Genomic DNA, 19,360 nt, shown 5'->3' with positions numbered 1-19,360 from the left:
CTCGGTCCGGCTCAACCGGCTCCGAGGTGTTTGTCATCGGCTTCATCGGCCGTCAATTCCCGGCCGGCGCGGGCTCCATCTGCGCGGTCGTCGCCGTCTTACCTTGCTTGCGCTGGACTTCCGCCAGGAACTGCGGGCCATTGCGCATCCGCTGGTAAGACGCAAACTGCGCACGATACGCCGCGCTCGTCGGATCGAAGCTGTCCGAATTGGCCACCTGGCTCATTCCAGACTTGATCCACAGGCTCAGGTCGGCTGCGACTTCTGCGCGGCTTTCAGCGCCGGGGACAGGGTCTGCAGGGCCGACGCGCAATTCCGGCGCGGCAGCCGTGAACGAGCGACTGGTGTTGAAATCCGCCGCGACCTCGGCGCGAGTGAAATGACTCGCCGTCGGGATCGCCGCGCCGACCCATTGCTCCGCAGGCACGGTTTGCGCGGACACGGCGCCAGCCAACGCGAGTGCGGACAAGCCGACAAATAGCTTCGCATTCATGATGAAATCTCCTTGAGGCTACGGGTGTGTGACAGCGGAAATCGCGGACATCACGGGGTGCAACTGTGGCGATTCATCTGCTTTCACGCTGTGCGTTTGCGCACAGGTTTTCTCAACGGCTTTTCAACGGCTCTTCAACGCTGTTCTCAACCGCTTTCCGGGCGTGAGAGGTCGAGCATGACAGTCCATCGTTCCAGTCTTGCCCTGCGGCACATTGCGCTGCTGGAAGGCTTGTCGCAAGAGCGCCTGGACGACATCGCCCAGCGTTGCGCGTGGCAGAGCATTCCGGCGGCCAGGCCGCTGCTGCTTCGCTCGGAAGAAAAGAGCGATGTCTTCTTCCTGGTGTCGGGCCAGTTGCGCGTGACGACCTATTCACCGAACGGGCGGCAGGTCACGTTTCGCGACTCGAATGAAGGCGACTATTTCGGCGATCTGTCCGCCATCGATGGCAAGCCGCGGTCCGCCGACGTCGTGACCCTCAGGCCCAGCGTGGTCGCCAGCCTGGATCGCACCGCTTTCATGTCGCTGCTGCGCGAAGAGCCGATCGTTGCCGAACGCGTGATGCGCGGCTTGGTCGGGCTCGTGCGGCAACTGTCAGAGCGCGTGATCGACCTCAGCACCATGGGCGTTCAGAACCGGGTACATGCCGAACTTCTTCGACTGGCGCGAGCGGCCGGTATCGCCGACAACCAGGCTCGCCTGGAGCCCGCGCCGACGCACGTCGAGCTTGCAAGTCAGGTCAGCACGAACCGCGAGCAGGTGACGCGTGAACTCAATACGCTTCGTCGCGATGGAGTGCTCGCGCGCGACGGCAAGGCGCTCGTGATCTTGAACGCACGCCGGCTCGAAGCCATGGTGGCGGCGGTGCGGGGCGTCGCCTGAAGACGAACGAACCCTGTTCTGATCAGCGCGAAGGCTGGTTGGCTGGGGGCACCACCGTCGACCGGCCTTCGGGCGACCTCGCCGAGGCCGTGCCGCTGGAGGGCACCTGCGAGCCGTCGGGTGACACCACCGTCGATCGGCGATCAGGAGTCCGCTTGGTCGTGGTTCCGCTGGCAGGCACCGGGGCGCCTTCAGGGGTCACGACGGTAGAGCGCCGATCGGGTGTCCGGGTGGTGACATGGCGCGGAGGACCTCCGCGCGCGCGATCGAGGTCGTGGCCTGCCTTGCGCACGCAGGCTTCTCGCTCGGGTGCCGGGAGCTTTCCGCTATTGCACTCGGCGATTTGCGCGTCGAAGCGCTGCTGCGCATCGGCGTGGCCGGTGTGAGTCTGTGCGACAGACGCCGACGAGAGGCCCAGGATCGCGCTGGAAATCGCAGCAAGCCGAAGAATTCTGATCACGGTGTACCCCTGTCGATCGACGATTCGCCAAGTCTATCGCGCGGCTCATGAGTGCCGATGGAGCCGCGGATGCGCCGCGTCGTCTTGCGAATCCAATGCTCGATGTCGTCGATGTAGGTGAACACCGCCGGCACCACTAGCAGGCTCAACACCGTCGATGTGATGAGTCCGCCGATCACGGCCATCGCCATCGGCGAGCGGAAACTGGAGTCGGCAGCGCCAAATCCGAGTGCGATGGGCGTCATGCCCGCACCCATGGCGAGGGTGGTCATGATGATCGGGCGGGCGCGCTTGTGGCAGGCGTCCCGCAGTGCGTCCCAGCGGCTCATGCCATGGTCGCGGCGCGCGACGATGGCGTATTCGACCAACAGGATCGAGTTCTTGGTTGCAATGCCCATGAGCATAATCAGCCCGATCAGCGAAGGCATCGACAGTGCCTTCTGGCCGATCAGCAGCCCCACGAAGGCGCCGCCCAGTGCCAGCGGCAGCGCGCAAAGAATCGTGATCGGATGCAGGAAATCCTTGAACAGCAGCACCAGCACCACGTAGATGCAAAGCACGCCGGTCAGCATCGCCAGCCCGAAGCTCTGGAACAGCTCGGTCATGACTTCGGCGTCGCCCACCTCGGCCACGCGGACGCCGGGCGGCAGATGGCGAATCGAGGGCAGCTTCATCGCGGCGTCTTTTGCATCGCCAAGGCCGACGCCTGAGAGTTCGATCTCGAAATTGACGTTGCGCGACCGGTCGTAGCGGTCGATCACGGCCGGGCCGCCTTCCACCGTGAGCTGTGCGACCTGCTCGAGCATCACTGGTCCGTTGGTGCCCGGCAGCGCAAGGCGTCCGAGAAGTGCGAGATCTTGCCGCGCGGAATCTTCCAGCTTGACGACGATCGGCACCTGGCGCTGTGCAAGGTTCAGCTTGGGCAGGTTCTGGTCGTAGTCGCCGAGCGTGGCGACTCGCAGGGTGTCGGCGATGGCTGAACTGGTCACGCCGAGATCGGCTGCGGCCGCAAAATCCGGGCGCACTGCGATTTCCGGCCGGATCAGGCTTGCGGTCGAAGTGATGTTGCCAAGGCCGGGGATCGTGCGCAGGTCGCGTTCGACGGCGCGCGCGGCCTGGGTCAGCGCGGCCGGATCGTCGCCGCTCAAGGCCAGGATGTACTTTTCACCTGAGCCGCCGAGGCCCACGGTGCTGCGCACGCCGGGCAGGGTTTCAAGCGCGGCGCGGATCTTGTTCTCGATGACCTGCTTGCGCGGGCGATCGCCGCGAGGGTCGAGTTGAACCGTGAGCGTGGCCCTGCGTGTTTCCGGCGTGCCGAAATTCGCGAACGGGTCGCCGCCCGCGCTGCCACCGCCCACGGTGGTGTAGACGCTGCGCACATGCTCGATCGCCATCACGCGTCGCCGGGTTTCCTCGGCCGCGGCCGTGGTCTGCGCCAGCGTCGAACCCGGCGCCAGAGAGAGATACACCTGCGTCTGCGAGTTGTCGTCTGGCGGAATGAATCCGGTCTTGAGCAACGGGATCATCGCCACCGAACCGAAGAAGAAGAGGGTGGCCAGCACCATCGTCGTGAACCGATGCCTGAGGCACCACTCGGCCATGTGCATGTAGGCCGCGAGCCAGCGGGGCTCCTTCTCGGCCGTGACGATCGGCTTGAGGATGTAGGCCGCCATCATCGGCGTGAGCATCCGCGCCACGACCAGTGAAGCGAACACCGCGAGCGCAGCCGTCCACCCGAATTGCTTGAAGAACTTGCCAGCCACGCCGCTCATGAAAGCCGTCGGCAGAAAAACGGCGATCAGCGTGAAAGTGGTGGCGATCACCGCGAGCCCGATCTCGTCGGCCGCTTCCATCGCGGCCTGGTACGGCGTCTTGCCCATGCGCAAGTGGCGCACGATGTTCTCGACCTCGACGATGGCGTCGTCCACCAGGATGCCGACCACGAGAGACAACGCCAGCAGCGAGACCACGTTGATCGAAAAGCCGAGCAAATACATCCCGATGAATGCCGGAATGGCCGACATGGGCAGCGCCACCGCCGACACGAAAGTCGCGCGCCAGTCACGCAGGAACAGCCACACCACGACCACCGCCAGGATGGCGCCTTCATAAAGCAGATGCAGCGAGCCTTCGTATTCCTCGCGCACGGGCTCCACGAAATTGAAGGCTTCGGTGAGTTGAATGTCCGGCCGCTCGACACGCAACTGCTCAAGCGACTTCTGCACCGCCGCACCGACCTCGACCTCGCTCGCGCCGCGGCTGCGAGCGACCTCGAATCCGACCACCGGCTTGCCGTTCAGGAGGGCTGCCGCGCGTGGCTCGGCGATGGTGTCGCTGATGCGCCCGACCTGGTCGAGCCGTATGCGCCGGCCGTCCGAAAGCGCGATCTGCATGTCGGCGAGTTCGTCGGCAGACTGCACTGTCGCGAGCGTGCGCACCGGCTGCTCGCTGCCGCCCACGTCCGTGCGACCGCCAGCGCTTTCGGTTTGCACCTGGCGCAATTGGCGCGAGATGTCAGCGGCAGTGGCGCCCAGCGCTTGCAGCTTGCCGGGGTCGAGGTCGACGTGTACCTGCCGCGTCACACCGCCCACGCGGTTGACTGCGCCCACCCCGCTGATCGCCAGCAGCCGCCGCGTCACGTCGTTGTCGACGAACCACGACAGCGCTTCGTCGTCCATGCGGGTCGATGCGATGGTGAACGCAAGCACCGGTTGCGCCGCCAGGTCGAGTTTGGTGACGACCGGATCCCGCACATCGGCCGGCAAGTCGGCCCGCACGCGTTGCACGGCCGATCGCACGTCGTCTACGGCTTCCTGAACAGGCTTTTCGAGGCGGAACTCGACGATCAGCGTGACCGCGCCGTCCTGCACCTTCGTCGTGATGTGCTTCAGTCCCTGAACCGTGGCGATCGAGTTCTCGAGCTTGCGCGCGACATCGTTCTCAAGCTGCGACGGGGCCGCGCCGGGCAGCGATGCGGACACGGTCACCGTCGGCAGGTCGATGTCCGGGAAGTTCTGCACCTTCATCGCGTTGAAGGACAGCAGTCCCGCAAAGGTGAGCAGCACGAACAACATCACCGCCGGGATCGGGTTGCGGATGGACCAGGCCGACACATTCATGGTGGCTGCTCCTTACCTGGCGGCTTCGATCGAGGGCTTGACGCTGGCGGATTGCGATGCGGTGCCTTCGACGACGCGCACGAGGTCGCCGTCATTGAGGAAACCGGCGCCTTGCACGACCACGCGCGCGTTCGCGGGCAGCGGCGTCGTCACTTCAACGCGATCGCCCAGGCGCCGGCCGGTTTCGATGCGCACCATCGAGACGCGGTTGTCCGGCTGCAACACCAGCAGGTGATTGAATCCATCGCGCGGCACGACCGAAGCCTGCGGCACGGTGAGCGCACTGCTGTGGCCCAGCAGGAAATCGCCGCGCGCGAACATGCCGGCCTTGATGCCGGTGTTCTGCAGCACGTTGGGGATGTCGACATAGACGAGCGCGGCACGCGTCTTCGGGTCGACGGTCGGCGCCACGCTGCGCACCTTGCCCTCGACCTGCGCACCGCTCGCGCTGACGACGACTGCCGGCGTGCCGACGGCGATGCGGCCCAGTTCCGAGGAAGTGATTTCGGCGCGCCATTCGAGGCGGCCCTGCCGGATGAGCCGGAACAATTCGGTGCCCGCGGGAACCACGCTGCCCACGGTTGCCGTGCGCGAAGAGATCACGCCGTCATCGGGTGCCAGCACCTGGGTATTGCGGCCACGCACCTGCTGCGCTGCGAGCACCGCTTCGGCCGCCTCGACGCGCGCTTTCGCGGTCTGCTCTGCCGTCTGGTACTGGTTGATCTGCTGCTGGCTCATCGCGCCCGTGGCCTGCAGCGTGCGTGCCCGCGCGGCGGTGCCGGCCGCATCGGCGGCAGTGACGCGCGCCTCCGCCAGCGAGGCGCGCGCCTGGGCGACGTCGGCCTGCACGGTGTCGGCCGAGAAGACGGCCAGGACTTGGCCCTTCTTGACCACGTCACCCACGTTCACCCGCACTTCCGCGAGCTTCAAACCGGCGGATTCGGACCCGACGCTCGCTTCCTGCCATGCTGCGACATTGCCGTTGGCGGAGAGCGTGGCGTTGAGTTCGCTCGTCTCCGGCTTGGCGACCGTCACGGTCAAGGTCGGGCGAGCGGTCGCGGCTTCGCTGGGCGGGGGTCGGTCGGCTTGCTTGGCGCGCACGAGCCAGAAGGCCGCGCCGGCAAGGACCAGCACGATGACCAGTGCGGCAATGAGGGTGGAACGCTTCATTCTTTTCATGGTGACGGGGCAGCGGAAGATGTCGTGGTTGCCATGGATTCGGGGCGCGACCAGCCGCCGCCCATGGCGCGATAGAGCGCAACCCAGGCGTCGGCGCGCTCGCGCTGCAGCGCCACGCGCGCGGTCTGCGAGGTGAACAGCGTACGCCGCGCGTCCTCCAGGTCGAACAGGCTTGCAAGGCCGGTCGCGTAGCGTGCCTGCGTGGCATTGAAGGAGGTCTGGTAGTTGCTGACCGCGACGTCGGCATCGTTGGCGCGTTCGTTCGTGCTCTGCAGGTTGATCAGCGCTTCCTCGACTTCGCGCACGGCCTGGCGCACCTTGGCGCGGTAGAGGGCAGCGGCTTCGTCATACCGCACCTTCGCGGCCTCGGAATTGGCGGCGAGGGTGCCGCCGTCGAAGATCGGAACGGTCAGCGCCAGCGGCCCGATCGTCCAGGTGTCGAAACTTTCCCGGAAAACGCCGGCGCGCACTTGCAGGGTCGCAATGGAGCCCTGCAGCGTCAGCCGCGGAAAGCGTTGCGCCAGGGCAGCGCCGGCATCGGCGCTGGCGGCTGCAACAGCCTGCTGGGCGGCAAAGACATCGGGACGCTGCGCGAGCGCTTCGGCCGGCACGCTGTGGACCGCCTGCACTGCCGGAAGCGCGACGTCGATCGGAGCGGCATCGAGCCGGACCTTGAGCGTGGCGTCCTCGATGCCGGTCAAGGCGACCAACGCCTGCTGCTGCACCGCGCACAGGGCGCGCTGCTGCGTGAGGCGCCCGGATGCCTCGGCGGCGCTCGCACGCGCCAGCGCGGCATCCGCCGGTGCCGTGAAGCCGGCCCGCATCGACAGGTCGGTCAGCCGTGCCGTTTCGGCGCGCGATTGCGCATCGGACGTCGACACGACGAGCTGACGCCGGCAGGCGCGTTCGGCGAGGTAGCTGTTGGCCGTCTCGGCCGCGACCGAGACTCGCGCGTCGTCCCAATTGGCATCAGCGCCCATGAGCCGCGCCTGGCTCGCATCGCGGCTGGCACGCAGGCCTCCGAACAGATCGATTTCCCAGTTCGATTGCAGTCCCGCTTGCAGGGTGGTGATCGCGGGCAGCGTGGTGCTGAGGCCATCCGTTGCGGTGCCTGACGTTGGCGCGGTGAGGCCGCTGGTCGGCGAGTTGCCGCGGCTGGCCGAAGCGGTGCCGTTGAGATTCGGCACGAGCGCTGCGCCCGCTGCGACGCGCGTGGCCCGCGCTTCGGCGATTCGCGCACCGGCGCTGGCGACGGTCGGAGCAGCGGCTTCGGCTGCGAAGATCAGGTCGACCAGCAACGGATCGTTCAGTTGGCGCCACCATTCCGCGAGGCTCGGGAGCGAACCGCCGTGAGGCAGGGCGGCCGTGGAAGCGGGCAGTGGCGTGCTCCACTGGGCCGGTGTCGGTGCCTCGACCTTTTCAGGCGGGCGTGGGACTGCGCAGGCGGTGAGCAGCAGCACAGAGGCGACGAGCGTGAGCGCCGGAAGCCGGGGATTCCTCATGAGTTCGGGGTTCCGCAAAAAAGGAGGCGTGTCGGGCGAGCCGGTAAGGACGGGCGTGAACCGGTGGATTGCCCGCGCGCCGCCATGGGCCGATGAGCCCTGCAAGGGGCGGAGCATAGCAAGCCGGCACGCCGCAAATCGTCGGTGCCCGCCGCGTGACAAAGGGCATCGGCCGAAGCCGCGCGCTACGATCCCGCCATGCCATCCGCCACCGCCGCTCCACCCGCATTGCCGCTCGATGCCGAAGGCATCCTTGCGCTCGCCGCGCGATCGATGTTCCATCTGTTCTCGAGCATCAGCCAGGGGATGTTCCTCGTCGATCGAGGCGGCCGCATCGTCTGGGTCAACGAGGGCTACCGCCGGTTTTTGCCGGCGCTCGGCTTTTCATCGATCGACCAGTTTCTCGGCCATCAGGTGGAAGACGTGATCCCGAACACGCAGATGGGCCGCGTGCTGGAAACCGGCGAGCCGATCCTGATCGACCTGCTGACCAACAAGGCCGGCACCTTCGTCGTCAGCCGCATTCCGCTGCGTGAGGAAGGCGAGGGCGCCGCGCTCGGGGACGTCATCGGCGCGATCGGCATCGTGCTGTTCGATCATCCTGAAACCACCCTGCAGCCGCTCATCAGCAAGTTTGCACTGCTGCAGCGCGACCTGGACGACGCACGCCGCGAGCTGGCGAGCCAGCGCAACAACCCGCTCTATCAGCAGTCACCCGACGGCCAGCGGCGCTCCAAATACACCTTTGCCAGCTTTATCGGCAGCAGCCCGGCTGCGGTGGAGGTCAAGCGCCATGCGCGACGCGCGGCGCAGTCGTCCAGCCCGGTGCTGCTGCTCGGCGAAACCGGCACGGGCAAGGAACTGCTCGCCCATGCCATCCACGCGGCATCGACCCGGGCCAAAGGTCCCTTCGTCAGCGTCAACATTGCGGCCGTGCCCGACACGCTGCTCGAAGCCGAATTCTTCGGCGTCGCGCCCGGCGCTTTCACCGGCGCCGACCGCAAGGCGCGCGAGGGCAAGTTCAAGCTGGCGGACGGCGGCACCTTGTTCCTCGACGAAATCGGTGACATGCCGCTCGGGCTGCAGGCCAAGCTGTTGCGTGCACTTCAGGAAGGCGAGATCGAGCCATTGGGATCGAACAAGCTGGTGCCTTTCGATGCCCGCGTGATTGCCGCGACCTCGCGTGATCTGGCGGCGCTGGTGCGCGAGGGCCGCTTTCGTGAAGACCTGTACTACCGCCTCAACGTGCTGCCGGTGCGCGTGCCGCCCTTGCGCGAGCGGCGCAGTGATATCCCCGCCCTCGTCGAAGCATTGGGCGAGGACATGGCCTTTCGCAGCGGCGAGGCGCCGCCCGAACTCACGCCCGACGCCATGGCGCTGCTCGCCGCGCAGCACTGGCGCGGCAACATCCGCGAACTGCGCAACGTGCTGGAGCAGGTGACCATGCGCAGCGATTCGCAGCGCATCGACGCAGCGCAGCTCGAACGCATCCTGCGCGAAGCCGGCCAGGAGCAGATCGCCGCACCGACAAAGATGCAGGCCGAACCCTCGAGCGCCGAGGAAGAAAGCGCCGCCTTGCTGCGACCCCTCGCCCAGCAGGTCGCCGAACTAGAGCGCAAGGCAATCGCCGCCGCCATGTCAGCCACCGGCGGCAACAAGCTAGCAACCTCGCGCCTGCTCGGCATCTCCCGCGCGACCCTGTACGAACGTCTGGAAAACCCTGAATAAACAAAATACAAATGTCTGAAATAAAGACATAAACACCGTCTGAATTTCAGCCATTCCCATCGGGTACCAGAAACCCCGCGGAACCGGCTTCGCCGGGCCGCTGGGGTTGCCCCCGGTAGGGGGTTGGCGAAGCGACACGAAGTGCGCGCAGCCTGGGGGCGAGCAACAGCATGGCATGAACTGTGCAATATTCAGCCACACATTTTCAGGAGACAAAGAATGCAACGTCGTTACCTCGTCGCGCTGGCAACCCTTGCCATCGCGGGAGCCTCCGCCTTGACCGCTCCGGCCTCGGCCCAGCCCAACGAGATCCGCATCGCCCACATCTACAGCAAGACCGGTCCGCTCGAAGCCTATGGCAAGCAGACGCAGACCGGCCTCATGATGGGCTTCGATTACGCGACCGGCGGCACGATGGAGGTCAACGGCAAGAAGATCGTCGTGATCGAAAAGGATGATCAAGGCAAGCCCGATCTTGGCAAGTCGCTGTTGGCCGCGGCCTACGCCGACGACAAGGCCGCGCTGGCGATTGGCCCGACGTCATCCGGCGTCGCGCTGGCAATGCTGCCGGTCGCTGAGGAATACAAGAAGATCCTGCTGGTCGAGCCCGCGGTGGCCGATTCCATCACTGGCGACAAGTGGAACAAGTACATCTTCCGCACCGGCCGCAACAGCTCGCAGGACGCCATCAGCAATGCGGTCGCGATCGACAAGCCCGGTGTCACAGTCGCCACGCTGGCGCAGGACAACGCCTTCGGCCGCGACGGCGTGAAGGCTTTCAAGGACGCCCTCAAGAAGGCCAAGCTCGCGCATGAGGAATACCTCCCGCCCGCGACGACCGACTTCACCGCGGGTGCGCAACGCCTCATCGACGCGCTCAAGGACAAGCCGGGCCGCAAGATCATCTGGATCGTCTGGGCGGGCGCGGGCAATCCGTTCAAGATCGTCGACCTCGACCTGAAGCGCTACAACATCGAGATCGCGACAGGCGGCAACATCCTGCCGGCCATGGCGGCCTACAAGGCGCTGCCGGGGATGGAGGGTGCGGCCTACTACTACTTCGGAATCCCGAAGAACCCGGTCAACGACGCGATGGTGTCGATGCACTACAAGGAATTCAAGTCGCCGCCGGACTTCTTCACCGCTGGTGGTTTCTCTGCGGCAATGGCGGTGGTGACTGCGCTCAAGAAGACGGGCGGCGACACCAACACCAACAAGCTCATCTCGACCATGGAAGGCATGAGCTTCGACACGCCCAAGGGCAAGATGACTTTCCGCAAGGAAGACCATCAGGCGATGCAGAGCATGTACCACTTCAAGATCAAGGTGGACCCAGCATTCGCGTGGGGCGTGCCTGAACTCGTGCACGAGATCAAGCCCGAAGAGATGGACATCCCGATCCGGAATAAGCGGTAGAGCGCTACCCCCAGGCTGCGCGCACTTCGTGTCGCTCCGCCTACCCCCTTTCAGGGGGCAACACCAGCGGCCCGGCAAAGCCGGTTCCGCGGTGTTTCACGAACTGGCTTCGCTGCGCTTGCCGGGAGACGGGGCGCGGTGTGCGGAATACTTGATGCTCGAAACTCGAAATCTCACGATTCGCTTTGGCGGACACGTGGCGGTGAATGCCGTCAGCTGCGCTTTCGCGCCTGGCACATTGACTGCGATTGTTGGCCCGAATGGAGCTGGCAAGACGACGTACTTCAATCTCATCTCTGGGCAGTTGAAGGCTACGGAGGGGACTGTCTCGCTCGACGGGCAATTGCTGTCCGGATTGCCGGCTTCGGCTCGCACGCGGGCGGGGCTGGGGCGTGCTTTTCAGCTGACCAATCTTTTTCCGAACCTCACGGTTCTGGAAAACGTGCGGCTGGCCGTGCAGGCGACGCGCGAAGGTGCGCATCGACGGGGCCTCAATCTCTGGAGCATCTGGAGTGATCACCGGGCGCTGACCAAGCGGGCCGACCAGATCCTGGCGGACGTCGCGCTGAAGTCGAAGGAGCACGCGAGCGTCGCGAGCCTGCCGCATGGCGATCAGCGCAAGCTCGAAGTCGCACTGCTGATGGCGCTGGAACCGAAGGTGTTCATGTTCGATGAGCCGACCGCTGGCATGAATGCAGCGGAGGCGCCGGTCATCCTCGACCTGATCCGCGCGCTGAAGAAAGACAAGACAAAGACGATCCTGCTGGTGGAGCACAAGATGGATGTGGTGCGCGAACTGGCCGACCGCATCATCGTGCTGCACAACGGCCAGTTGGTGGCCGATGGCGAACCGGCCGAGGTCATTGCGTCGCCGGTGGTGCAGGAAGCCTATCTGGGCGTCGCGAAGGAGGGCGCATGAGCGACAACCTGCTGGAGATGACCGGCGTGCACACGCACATCGGCGCGTATCACATCCTGCACGGCGTTGAACTCGCGGTGCCGAAGGGGCAGCTCACGATGCTGCTGGGCCGCAATGGCGCGGGCAAGACCACGACGCTGCGGACCATCATGGGCCTGTGGCATGCGTCGCAGGGCGCCGTTCGCTTCGGCGGCAAGGACATCACCGCGCTGCACACGCCGCAGATCGCCGAGCTCGGCATTGCCTATGTGCCGGAGAACATGGGCATCTTCTCGGATCTGACGGTCAAGGAGAACATGCTGCTTGCCGCACGCGGTGCGAAGAACGCCGAGCAGATGGACGACAAGCGCCTGCAGTGGATCTTCAAGCTGTTCCCGGCCGTCGAGAAGTTCTGGAATCATCCCGCAGGCAAGCTGTCGGGTGGGCAGAAGCAGATGCTGGCGGTGTCGCGTGCCATCGTCGAGCCGCGTGAGTTGCTCATCATCGATGAGCCGAGCAAGGGTCTTGCGCCGGCCATCATCAACAACATGATCGATGCTTTCAGCGAACTGAAGCGCAGCGGCGTGACGATCCTGCTGGTCGAGCAGAACATCAACTTTGCGCAACGTCTCGGTGACACCGTGACCGTGATGGACAACGGCGTCGTCGTGCACAGCGGAAGCATGGCGGCGTTCTCTGCGGACGAGCAGTTGCAGCAGTCGCTGCTGGGGCTGGCTTTATGAAGATGGATTTTGACTGGAAGCCGCTGGCTCTGGTGCCAGTGCTTGCGCTGATCGCGCTGCCGTTGACGGGCTCCTTCTCGACCTGGCTCACGCTGACGGTTGCGGGGCTCGCAATGGGCATGATCATCTTCATCATCGCCTCGGGCCTCACTTTGGTTTTCGGGCTGATGGACGTGCTGAATTTTGGCCACGGCGTGTTCATCGCACTCGGCGCCTTTGTCGCCAGCAGCGTGCTTGGCGGCATGAGCGACTGGACCGGTTCGCAGGAGCTCTGGCGCAACCTCGTTGCCGTGTTCCCTGCGATGCTGGTTGCGATGGCCGTCGCGGGCGCGGTCGGACTGGCGTTCGAACGCTTCATCGTGCGGCCCGTGTATGGCCAGCACCTGAAGCAGATCCTCATCACCATGGGCGGAATGATCATTGGCGAGGAAATGATCAAGGTCATCTGGGGCCCTGGGCAGATTCCGCTGCCCTTGCCCGATGCACTGCGCGGTTCGCTGCTCGTGGGAGACGCGGCCATCAGCAAATACCGAATCCTCGCGGTCATCGTCGGTGCTTTCGTATTTGGCCTCTTGGCCTGGACGCTGGGCCGTACCAAGATCGGACTGCTGATTCGCGCGGGCGTGCAGGATCGCGAAATGGTCGAGTCGCTCGGCTATCGCATCGGACGGCTTTTCATCGGCGTCTTCGTGGTGGGCAGTGCGCTCGCGGGCCTCGGCGGCGTGATGTGGGGGCTCTTCCAGCAGAACCTGGTTCCGCAGATGGGTTCGCAGGTCAACGTGCTGATCTTCATCGTGATCATCATCGGTGGCCTGGGCTCGACCACTGGCGCGCTGATCGGCGCCTTGCTCGTCGGGCTGATGAACAACTACACGGGGTTCTTGCTGCCGGCGTTGACGCAGTTCGCCAGCATCTTCCTGATGGTGGCCGTGCTGCTGTGGCGTCCGCAGGGTGTGTACCCGGTGGCGAACCGTTGAAGGGACGACCATGCTGACCCGTCTTCTTTCCAACGACCTGCCGCGCAGCCGGCTGCTGGCAGTGTTGCTCGCGGTGCTGGTGCTCGGCCTCGCATTCGCACCCTTCATCTTCCCGGGCGTCAAAGCGCTCAGCGTTGCCGCCAAGGTGCTGGTGTTCATCGTGCTGGTCGCGAGCTTCGACCTGCTGCTGGGCTACACGGGCATCGTGAGCTTTGCGCAGACGATGTTCTTCGGCATCGGCGCCTATGGCATTGCGATCTCGGCGAGCCGGCTCGGCGCAGGGTGGGGCGCGCTGCTCATCGGGCTGGGTGCGGCGCTTGCGATCTCGCTCGTGCTGTCGCTGGCGATCGGGCTCTTTTCGCTGCGCGTGCGCGCGATCTTCTTCGCGATGATCACGCTGGCAGTGGCTTCGGCGTTCCAGACGCTGGCCTCGCAACTGTCGGATTTCACCGGCGGGGAAGACGGGCTGACCTTCAAGCTGCCTGAACTGATCTCGCCGAGCTTCGAGTTTTCGGAAGAGCCGTTCCTCGGTGTGTCACTCGACGGGCGCTTGCTGTGCTACTACCTGCTCTTTGTGCTGGCGGTAGTGTTCGTGCTGGCGCTGCTGCGCATCGTGAATTCGCCGTTCGGCCGCGTGCTGCAGGCGATCCGCGAAAACGAGTTCCGCGCCGAGGCGATCGGCTATCGGGTGGTGGTCTATCGCACGACAGCATCCGTGCTGTCCGCGCTGTTCGCCACGCTGGCGGGCGCGATGCTCGCGGTCTGGCTGCGCTACAACGGGCCGGACACTTCACTGAGCTTCGAAATCATGATCGATGTGCTGCTGATCGTGGTGATCGGCGGCATGGGCACGATCTACGGCGCAGTGATCGGCGCTGTGATCTTCGTCATCGCGCAGAGCTATCTGCAGGACCTGCTCCGCCTCGGGAGTGAAGCCGTGAGCGGCGTGCCTTTGCTCGCCGCGCTGCTGTCGCCTGACCGCTGGCTGCTGTGGCTCGGCGTTCTGTTCGTGCTCTCGGTCTACTACTTTCCGACCGGCATCGTCGGCCGTCTCCGTGCAAGGGCATCGCGATGAAATCTCCGACTTCGAACTACGCGCAACTGGCGGGCCGCGAGATCCACTGGATGGATTGGGGCCACGCGGACGGCCAGGTGATCGTCGCCTGGCATGGTCTCGCGCGCACCTGCCGCGACATGGACGAACTCGCGGCGCATTTCGCCGAGCGGGGTTTTCGCGTGATCTGCCCGGACACCATTGGCCGCGGTCTGAGCCAATGGAGCACTGCGCCGGACGATGAATACCAGTTGTCTTTTTACGCGCGGGTGGCGACAGCGTTCTTCGATGAATTGAAGCTCACGAATGTCCATTGGGTCGGGACTTCGATGGGCGGTGCCATCGGCATGGTTTGCGCGGGTGGGCTCGCGGAGCCATCGATGAAGCCGCGCATTGCGAGCCTGGTGCTCAACGACAACGCACCGCAAATCGCCGATGCGGCCGTCGAGCGAATTCGCTCGTACGCCGGCAAGCCGCCGGCCTTCGACACGGTGGCCGAGCTCGAAGTCTTCTTTCGCACCGTCTACAAGCCTTACGGATGGCTCAGCGATGCGCAGTGGCGGCGGCTCACCGAGACGTCGACACGCCGGTTGCCCGATGGCCGCGTGACGCCGCATTACGATCCCGCGATGGTTCGTCAGTTCACCGCGCATCCCGACGACTACCTGCTGTGGTCGCACTACGATGCGATCGATGTGCCGGTGCTGTGTCTGCGTGGTGTCGATTCGGATCTGGTCCTGCGTGAGACGCTGGACGAGATGCGCGGCCGAGGCCCCGGCGTGAAGGGGCGGCTGCAGATCATCGAGGTGCCGGGTTGCGGCCATGCGCCCGCGCTCAACGTGCCGGAGCACCTGGCGCCGATCAAAGCCTTTATCCGCGCCGCAAGCATCTGAGCGCCGGGGGCCGCACAATCGTGCCGCCTCTTTCAACTCGGAGTCATTTCATGGCGCTCTCGCTCTACGACGTTTCCGTCCCGGTGTTCATTCGCGGACTCGGCCAACTCACGCACATCCTGGACAAAGGCCTTGCACACGCGCAAGAAGCCGGCATCGATCCTTCGGAACTCGTCAGCGCGCGCCTCGCGCCGGACATGTTCACGCTGGCCGGGCAGGTCCAGAGTGCGAGCGATGCCGCGAAATTCGGCACCGCGCGCCTCGCGGGCGTTACCGCGCCGAGCTTTGCGGACGACGAAACGACCTACGCACAACTGCAGGCGCGCATCGCGAAGACGGTGGACTATCTGCAGACCGTGGATCGGTCATTGATCGACGGCGCCGAGGAGCGCGAGATCACGATGAAGGTGCGCGGCAACGAACTGAAGTTTCCGGCCCAGCGCTACCTGCTGCAGTTCTCGCTGCCCAACTTCTTTTTCCATGTCACCACCGCGTATGACGTGCTGCGTCACAGTGGCGTGCCTGTGGGCAAGCCCGACTATCTGGGACGCCTCTGATCCGCTCAGGCTGCCCGAGTGGGCCAGCCCGCAAGATGGCGGTCAGCGATGGCTGCCAGCGCCGTGATCCAGACGTTGCTGTCGTTGAGACAGGGGATGTAGTGAAAGGTCTTGCCGCCGGCTTCGAGGAATGCATCGCGCCCCTCCATGGCGATCTCTTCGAGGGTCTCGAGGCAGTCCGCCGGAAAGCCGGGACACATCACGTCGACGCGCGAAACACGCGCGCTGCCGAGTTCGCGCAGGGTGGGCTCGGTGTAGGGCTGTAGCCATTTCGCGCGGCCGAAGCGCGACTGGAAGGTGACGCGATATTGAGCCGGCGTCAGGCGCAAGCGTTCGGCCAGGAGGCGCGCCGTGGCAAGGCATTGCGCCTGGTAGGGGTCGCCAAGCTTGATGTTGCGCTGCGGAATCCCGTGGAAGCTCATCACGAGCTGGTCGGGCCGTCCGTTCTGCTGCCAGTAGCGCATCACGCTCTGCGCCAGCGCGTCGATATAGCCTGGGTCGTCGTGATAGTCGTTGACGAAGCGAAATTCCGGCAAGCGGCGCACGCGTGCGCTCCACGCATTCACGGCGTCGACCACGCTCGCGGTGGTGGTGGACGAATACTGCGGATAGGCCTGCAGCACGAGCACCCGGGTCACGCCTTGCGCCTTGAGTTCGTCCAGGCGGCTCGCGATTGAAGGCTGGCCGTAGCGCATCGCGTCTCGAACCGACACGCGGTGCCCGCTTTCGCCGAGCCAGCCGTTCAAGAGAGTCGCTTGCTTTTTCGTCCAGACCTTGAGGGGGGAGCCCTCCGGTGTCCAGATGCTGGCGTACTTGGCGGCTGACTTCGCGGGCCGTGTGCGCAGGATGATTCCGTGCAGGATCAGCGCCCAGACTGCGCGCGGTATCTCGACCACGCGCGGGTCGCCGAGAAAGTCTGCAAGGTAAGGGCGCACCGCCTGCGCCGTAGGCTCGTCGGGGGAGCCCAGGTTGCACCAGAGCACGGCAGTGCGGTCCTGGGCATTCTCGGCAGCGGGCGGTTCGTCTCGAAAGGGCATGCGATATTCTCGACCATGGCCCACGCGACCCCCGATTCCATCACCCTCGACGTGAAGCGCATCGCCGCGATTTCGCTCGATCTCGACGACACGCTGTGGCCGATCTGGCCCACCATCGAACGCGCAGAGCGCGTCTTGCACGAATGGCTGCTGCGTGAAGCGCCCAAGACCGCCAACCTGCTCATCACGCCGGGCATCCTGCGCGAACTGCGCGAAGCCACTGAAAAAGAGCGTTCCGATTTGGCACACGATCTCAGCGCAATGCGGCGCGAATCGATTCGCGCGGCGTTGCGCCGGTCGGGTGAAGACCCTGCGCTGGCGGAGCCGGCCTTCGATGTCTTCTTTGCCGAGCGCCAACGCGTCGAGCTCTACGACGACGCCTTGCCCGCGCTCAAATGGCTCAGCGAGCGCTATCCGCTGGTAGCGATTTCCAACGGCAATGCCGACGTGCATCGGACCGGCGTCGGGCGCTGGTTTCGTGCCGCGTTCAACGCACGTGAATTCGGCAGTGGCAAACCGCATGCCGCGATCTTCCGCGCTGCGGCCGCGTCCGTCGCAGTGCAACCCGAAGCCGTGCTGCACGTCGGTGATGACGCGGCGCTGGACGTGGTCGGCGCGCTCGGCGCCGGTATGCAGGCCGCATGGCTGGTGCGCGACGAGCGGCCGTGGGAGCACGACGCGCATCCGCAGCTCATCGTGCCGAACCTGCACGCACTCTGCGTGGCGCTGATGCCCGGCAGCAGCCGCGCGGATTGAGGTCGAGTCGCTCAGCGCGAGCCGACGGCGCGCAAGAGGCTGTCGTTCAGTGTCGACAGTGTGTTCAGGTTCTTGACCATTCCGGCTGAGTTGCTGCTCGCGTTGATGACCGTCTGATTCACGATGTGCTGGTTGTCCAGCGTGTTCTGGATCACGGTGCCGAAGGCGACGCCGCCTTGCTGCGCCTGAACGGTGTTACCGGGGCCGTTCTGGACCAGGTTCAGGCTCGCCATCTGCTTGTTGAGCTGCGTGGCCTGGGCCGGAGTGAGGTCTCTGACATGGCTGAAGTCGAGCGTCGTCTGTGTCACGAGGCTGCCGTTGATGTAGGTCGCGCGCGAGATTCCGAAGCTCACCAGCAGGCCGGTGCCCGGGTCGAAGCCGCCGCGCATGTGGTCCAGTTTCTGGTCGCTGACGGTCATCCATACGCCGGCGCTGGGTTCTTCGGGATCGGGTCCGGCCGCTTGTGCCGGCAGCGCTGGCAAAAGGGCGCTGCCGAAAAGCAGGCACAGGCCGAGCCGCAATCCGGCGCGGGCAAAAGGGAAGCCAGAAGGCAAGCCAAAAGGGAAGCGGATGTCGTTCATCAGAATTCCCCGGGTCCCAGCTTCGGCATCGTGACCTGCCAAAGCCCGTCGCGGCTGATGCCTTGCTGCCCGATGGGCGCATGCGGAGCGACGCGCCAGTCAGCGGCCAGGTTGAACTTGGCCGTGTCCATGCGGTTGTGAATGACGAAGAGCAGCCCGTTTTTCCAGCTCTCGTCGAAAGCCTTGCGCGCCACCGCCCGTGTGCCCTGGGCGGGGTCGCCGACAAGTACGCGACCGTCCTGCAGGCCCTTGACCACGACGAAGTGGTGATAGCCGTTCGTGTTGATCAGGACGATGGCGGGGATGCGCGCTTGGCTCAGCCTCTCGAGCGGCTGTTCGAAGCCGTCGGCGTCGAAGCCGTGCGCAGCGAGATATCTCTTCATGTCGAGCAGCGAGAAGCCTTCCTTGTGGATCTTCTCCTGGTCGCCGTTCTCGTACATCTCCTTGAACACCGCCTCTTCGGTGACTGGATAGTTGTAGTGGTGCGTGAGCAGGGTGGCAACAGCGGCCGATCCACAACTGAAGTCGTACTTCTGGATCAGCGTGCGCCCCGTCTTCGCCTGCTTCAGGCTCGTGATGGGCATGGTGACGTCGCCCATCCCCAGCGACAGATAGGCCCGCTGGGCCGGCGCTGCGGTGGCTGCAGCGAGCAGTGCGACGGAAAGCAGCATGCGGCGCAAGGCGCTCTCCTCAGTTCATCTGCAAATGAAGAATCACCGCGTTCTGTATGAGCACATTCGCGCCGCTGTTCTGGATCACGACCGGCAAGCCGTTCATGTTCGCGAACGAGCCCGCACTGATGGTGTTGTCGCCCGTATTGACGTTGCGTGCCGAGTTGTCGGCGGTGGTGCCGTTCAGCGTCATGTCGTTGCGAACCATGTCGGTGCCGCCCCGATAGCCCGACAGCTTGTCCGTGTCGACGGGCGTTGCGACGAAGGCCACACGCTCGGCCTTGGCCGGCGCATCGCCGACCGGCTCGATGCCTTGCGCCGTTGCAAGCGTGGGCAGCAGGAACCCGAGGGCCGCGCAAGCGGTCCCGCAGAGAGTGATGAATTTCATGGCGTCTCCCCCTTGGCCAGCTATTG

19 protein-coding genes are annotated in these 19,360 nt (G+C 65.1%); 10 read left to right on the top strand and 9 right to left on the bottom strand.

All coding sequences use genetic code 11. From position 1 onward, the window contains the following. Nucleotides 1–52 precede the first annotated feature (52 nt). Nucleotides 53–493 carry a hypothetical protein gene (locus AC1DEK_RS02085; protein ID WP_478123527.1) on the bottom strand — a complete coding sequence of 147 codons (441 nt, stop codon included), beginning with the start codon at nucleotides 491–493 and terminating at the stop codon, nucleotides 53–55. 177 nt (nucleotides 494–670) lie between these two features. On the opposite strand from AC1DEK_RS02085, the gene AC1DEK_RS02080 reads away from it, so the two are divergent. Further along, the gene (locus AC1DEK_RS02080) at nucleotides 671–1,375 is read left to right on the top strand and encodes a Crp/Fnr family transcriptional regulator (RefSeq protein ID WP_478123526.1); all 705 of its coding nucleotides are present in this window, start codon (nucleotides 671–673) and stop codon (nucleotides 1,373–1,375) included. Between the two features lie 22 nt (nucleotides 1,376–1,397). On the opposite strand, the gene AC1DEK_RS02075 is transcribed toward AC1DEK_RS02080, so the two are convergent. From AC1DEK_RS02075 to AC1DEK_RS02060, 4 genes are read right to left on the bottom strand one after another with little or no spacing between them, the layout of a single operon-like run. Continuing rightward, nucleotides 1,398–1,835: a hypothetical protein gene (locus tag AC1DEK_RS02075; RefSeq protein ID WP_478123525.1), complete on the bottom strand. Its 438-nt coding sequence runs from the start codon at nucleotides 1,833–1,835 to the stop codon at nucleotides 1,398–1,400. Beyond that, nucleotides 1,832–4,954, bottom strand: a complete 3,123-nt coding sequence (locus AC1DEK_RS02070; protein ID WP_478123524.1) for an efflux RND transporter permease subunit — start codon at nucleotides 4,952–4,954, stop codon at nucleotides 1,832–1,834. The genes AC1DEK_RS02075 and AC1DEK_RS02070 overlap by 4 nt, the downstream gene beginning before the upstream one ends. 12 nt (nucleotides 4,955–4,966) lie before the next feature. Continuing rightward, nucleotides 4,967–6,133 (bottom strand): efflux RND transporter periplasmic adaptor subunit, encoded by a 1,167-nt coding sequence (locus tag AC1DEK_RS02065; protein ID WP_478123523.1) that lies wholly within the window; start codon nucleotides 6,131–6,133, stop codon nucleotides 4,967–4,969. Continuing rightward, nucleotides 6,130–7,635, bottom strand: a complete 1,506-nt coding sequence (locus AC1DEK_RS02060) for an efflux transporter outer membrane subunit (RefSeq protein ID WP_478123522.1) — start codon at nucleotides 7,633–7,635, stop codon at nucleotides 6,130–6,132. The genes AC1DEK_RS02065 and AC1DEK_RS02060 overlap by 4 nt, the downstream gene beginning before the upstream one ends. A 198-nt stretch (nucleotides 7,636–7,833) precedes the next feature. Here AC1DEK_RS02060 and AC1DEK_RS02055 point away from each other — a divergent pair, with 198 nt between their 5' ends. The 8 genes from AC1DEK_RS02055 to AC1DEK_RS02020 all read left to right on the top strand — a co-directional run bounded on the left by AC1DEK_RS02055 (nucleotide 7,834) and on the right by AC1DEK_RS02020 (nucleotide 15,901). Next, on the top strand, nucleotides 7,834–9,363 hold the full coding sequence (locus tag AC1DEK_RS02055) for a sigma-54 interaction domain-containing protein (RefSeq protein ID WP_478123521.1): 1,530 nt from the start codon (nucleotides 7,834–7,836) through the stop codon (nucleotides 9,361–9,363). 219 nt (nucleotides 9,364–9,582) lie between these two features. Further along, entirely contained in the window at nucleotides 9,583–10,779 is a 1,197-nt protein-coding gene (locus AC1DEK_RS02050; RefSeq protein ID WP_478123520.1) for a substrate-binding domain-containing protein, read from the top strand. A 154-nt stretch (nucleotides 10,780–10,933) separates the two neighbouring features. Continuing rightward, nucleotides 10,934–11,698 (top strand): ABC transporter ATP-binding protein, encoded by a 765-nt coding sequence (locus tag AC1DEK_RS02045; protein WP_478123519.1) that lies wholly within the window; start codon nucleotides 10,934–10,936, stop codon nucleotides 11,696–11,698. Then, nucleotides 11,695–12,420 (top strand): ABC transporter ATP-binding protein, encoded by a 726-nt coding sequence (locus AC1DEK_RS02040; protein WP_478123518.1) that lies wholly within the window; start codon nucleotides 11,695–11,697, stop codon nucleotides 12,418–12,420. The genes AC1DEK_RS02045 and AC1DEK_RS02040 overlap by 4 nt, the downstream gene beginning before the upstream one ends. Next, nucleotides 12,417–13,397 carry a branched-chain amino acid ABC transporter permease gene (locus AC1DEK_RS02035; protein ID WP_478123517.1) on the top strand — a complete coding sequence of 327 codons (981 nt, stop codon included), beginning with the start codon at nucleotides 12,417–12,419 and terminating at the stop codon, nucleotides 13,395–13,397. Before AC1DEK_RS02040 ends, AC1DEK_RS02035 begins: the two co-directional genes overlap by 4 nt. A 10-nt stretch (nucleotides 13,398–13,407) precedes the next feature. Then, entirely contained in the window at nucleotides 13,408–14,472 is a 1,065-nt protein-coding gene (locus AC1DEK_RS02030) for a branched-chain amino acid ABC transporter permease (protein ID WP_478123516.1), read from the top strand. Further along, nucleotides 14,469–15,344, top strand: a complete 876-nt coding sequence (locus AC1DEK_RS02025) for an alpha/beta fold hydrolase (RefSeq protein ID WP_478123515.1) — start codon at nucleotides 14,469–14,471, stop codon at nucleotides 15,342–15,344. Before AC1DEK_RS02030 ends, AC1DEK_RS02025 begins: the two co-directional genes overlap by 4 nt. Nucleotides 15,345–15,394: 50 nt before the next feature. After that, complete coding sequence (locus tag AC1DEK_RS02020) at nucleotides 15,395–15,901, top strand: DUF1993 domain-containing protein (protein ID WP_478123514.1); 507 nt, start codon at nucleotides 15,395–15,397, stop codon at nucleotides 15,899–15,901. 5 nt (nucleotides 15,902–15,906) lie between these two features. Here the strand turns inward: AC1DEK_RS02020 and hemH are convergent, their stop codons facing one another. Beyond that, nucleotides 15,907–16,938, bottom strand: coding sequence for a ferrochelatase (gene hemH / locus AC1DEK_RS02015; protein ID WP_478123513.1), 1,032 nt, complete (start codon nucleotides 16,936–16,938; stop codon nucleotides 15,907–15,909). 15 nt (nucleotides 16,939–16,953) lie between these two features. On the opposite strand from hemH, the gene AC1DEK_RS02010 reads away from it, so the two are divergent. Beyond that, nucleotides 16,954–17,694, top strand: a complete 741-nt coding sequence (locus AC1DEK_RS02010; protein ID WP_478123512.1) for an HAD family hydrolase — start codon at nucleotides 16,954–16,956, stop codon at nucleotides 17,692–17,694. A gap of 11 nt (nucleotides 17,695–17,705) precedes the next feature. On the opposite strand, the gene AC1DEK_RS02005 is transcribed toward AC1DEK_RS02010, so the two are convergent. From AC1DEK_RS02005 to AC1DEK_RS01995, 3 genes are read right to left on the bottom strand one after another with little or no spacing between them, the layout of a single operon-like run. After that, entirely contained in the window at nucleotides 17,706–18,275 is a 570-nt protein-coding gene (locus AC1DEK_RS02005; RefSeq protein ID WP_478123511.1) for a hypothetical protein, read from the bottom strand. Next, nucleotides 18,275–18,946, bottom strand: coding sequence for a C39 family peptidase (locus AC1DEK_RS02000; RefSeq protein ID WP_478123977.1), 672 nt, complete (start codon nucleotides 18,944–18,946; stop codon nucleotides 18,275–18,277). Before AC1DEK_RS02000 ends, AC1DEK_RS02005 begins: the two co-directional genes overlap by 1 nt. Nucleotides 18,947–18,965: 19 nt before the next feature. After that, nucleotides 18,966–19,334, bottom strand: a complete 369-nt coding sequence (locus tag AC1DEK_RS01995; RefSeq protein ID WP_478123510.1) for a hypothetical protein — start codon at nucleotides 19,332–19,334, stop codon at nucleotides 18,966–18,968. Nucleotides 19,335–19,360: the final 26 nt, after the last annotated feature.

The sequence above is a fragment of the Variovorax sp. 10N420 genome (assembly GCF_056394705.1).
The sequence above is the reverse complement of the archived record's forward strand: the minus strand, read 5'-3'. Positions and strand labels throughout refer to the sequence as shown.

Bases quoted from the DNA above. Each gene is read 5' to 3' on its own strand.
- AC1DEK_RS02085 (WP_478123527.1), bottom strand. From the start codon at position 493: ATGAATGCGAAGCTATTTGTCGGCTTGTCCGCACTCGCGTTGGCTGGC.
- AC1DEK_RS02080 (WP_478123526.1), top strand. From the start codon at position 671: ATGACAGTCCATCGTTCCAGTCTTGCCCTGCGGCACATTGCGCTGCTG.
- AC1DEK_RS02070 (WP_478123524.1), bottom strand. From the start codon at position 4,954: ATGAATGTGTCGGCCTGGTCCATCCGCAACCCGATCCCGGCGGTGATG.
- AC1DEK_RS02065 (WP_478123523.1), bottom strand. From the start codon at position 6,133: ATGAAAAGAATGAAGCGTTCCACCCTCATTGCCGCACTGGTCATCGTG.
- AC1DEK_RS02060 (WP_478123522.1), bottom strand. From the start codon at position 7,635: ATGAGGAATCCCCGGCTTCCGGCGCTCACGCTCGTCGCCTCTGTGCTG.
- AC1DEK_RS02055 (WP_478123521.1), top strand. From the start codon at position 7,834: ATGCCATCCGCCACCGCCGCTCCACCCGCATTGCCGCTCGATGCCGAA.
- AC1DEK_RS02050 (WP_478123520.1), top strand. From the start codon at position 9,583: ATGCAACGTCGTTACCTCGTCGCGCTGGCAACCCTTGCCATCGCGGGA.
- AC1DEK_RS02045 (WP_478123519.1), top strand. From the start codon at position 10,934: ATGCTCGAAACTCGAAATCTCACGATTCGCTTTGGCGGACACGTGGCG.
- AC1DEK_RS02040 (WP_478123518.1), top strand. From the start codon at position 11,695: ATGAGCGACAACCTGCTGGAGATGACCGGCGTGCACACGCACATCGGC.
- AC1DEK_RS02035 (WP_478123517.1), top strand. From the start codon at position 12,417: ATGAAGATGGATTTTGACTGGAAGCCGCTGGCTCTGGTGCCAGTGCTT.
- AC1DEK_RS02030 (WP_478123516.1), top strand. From the start codon at position 13,408: ATGCTGACCCGTCTTCTTTCCAACGACCTGCCGCGCAGCCGGCTGCTG.
- AC1DEK_RS02025 (WP_478123515.1), top strand. From the start codon at position 14,469: ATGAAATCTCCGACTTCGAACTACGCGCAACTGGCGGGCCGCGAGATC.
- AC1DEK_RS02020 (WP_478123514.1), top strand. From the start codon at position 15,395: ATGGCGCTCTCGCTCTACGACGTTTCCGTCCCGGTGTTCATTCGCGGA.
- hemH (WP_478123513.1), bottom strand. From the start codon at position 16,938: ATGCCCTTTCGAGACGAACCGCCCGCTGCCGAGAATGCCCAGGACCGC.
- AC1DEK_RS02010 (WP_478123512.1), top strand. From the start codon at position 16,954: ATGGCCCACGCGACCCCCGATTCCATCACCCTCGACGTGAAGCGCATC.
- AC1DEK_RS02005 (WP_478123511.1), bottom strand. From the start codon at position 18,275: ATGAACGACATCCGCTTCCCTTTTGGCTTGCCTTCTGGCTTCCCTTTT.
- AC1DEK_RS02000 (WP_478123977.1), bottom strand. From the start codon at position 18,946: ATGCTGCTTTCCGTCGCACTGCTCGCTGCAGCCACCGCAGCGCCGGCC.
- AC1DEK_RS01995 (WP_478123510.1), bottom strand. From the start codon at position 19,334: ATGAAATTCATCACTCTCTGCGGGACCGCTTGCGCGGCCCTCGGGTTC.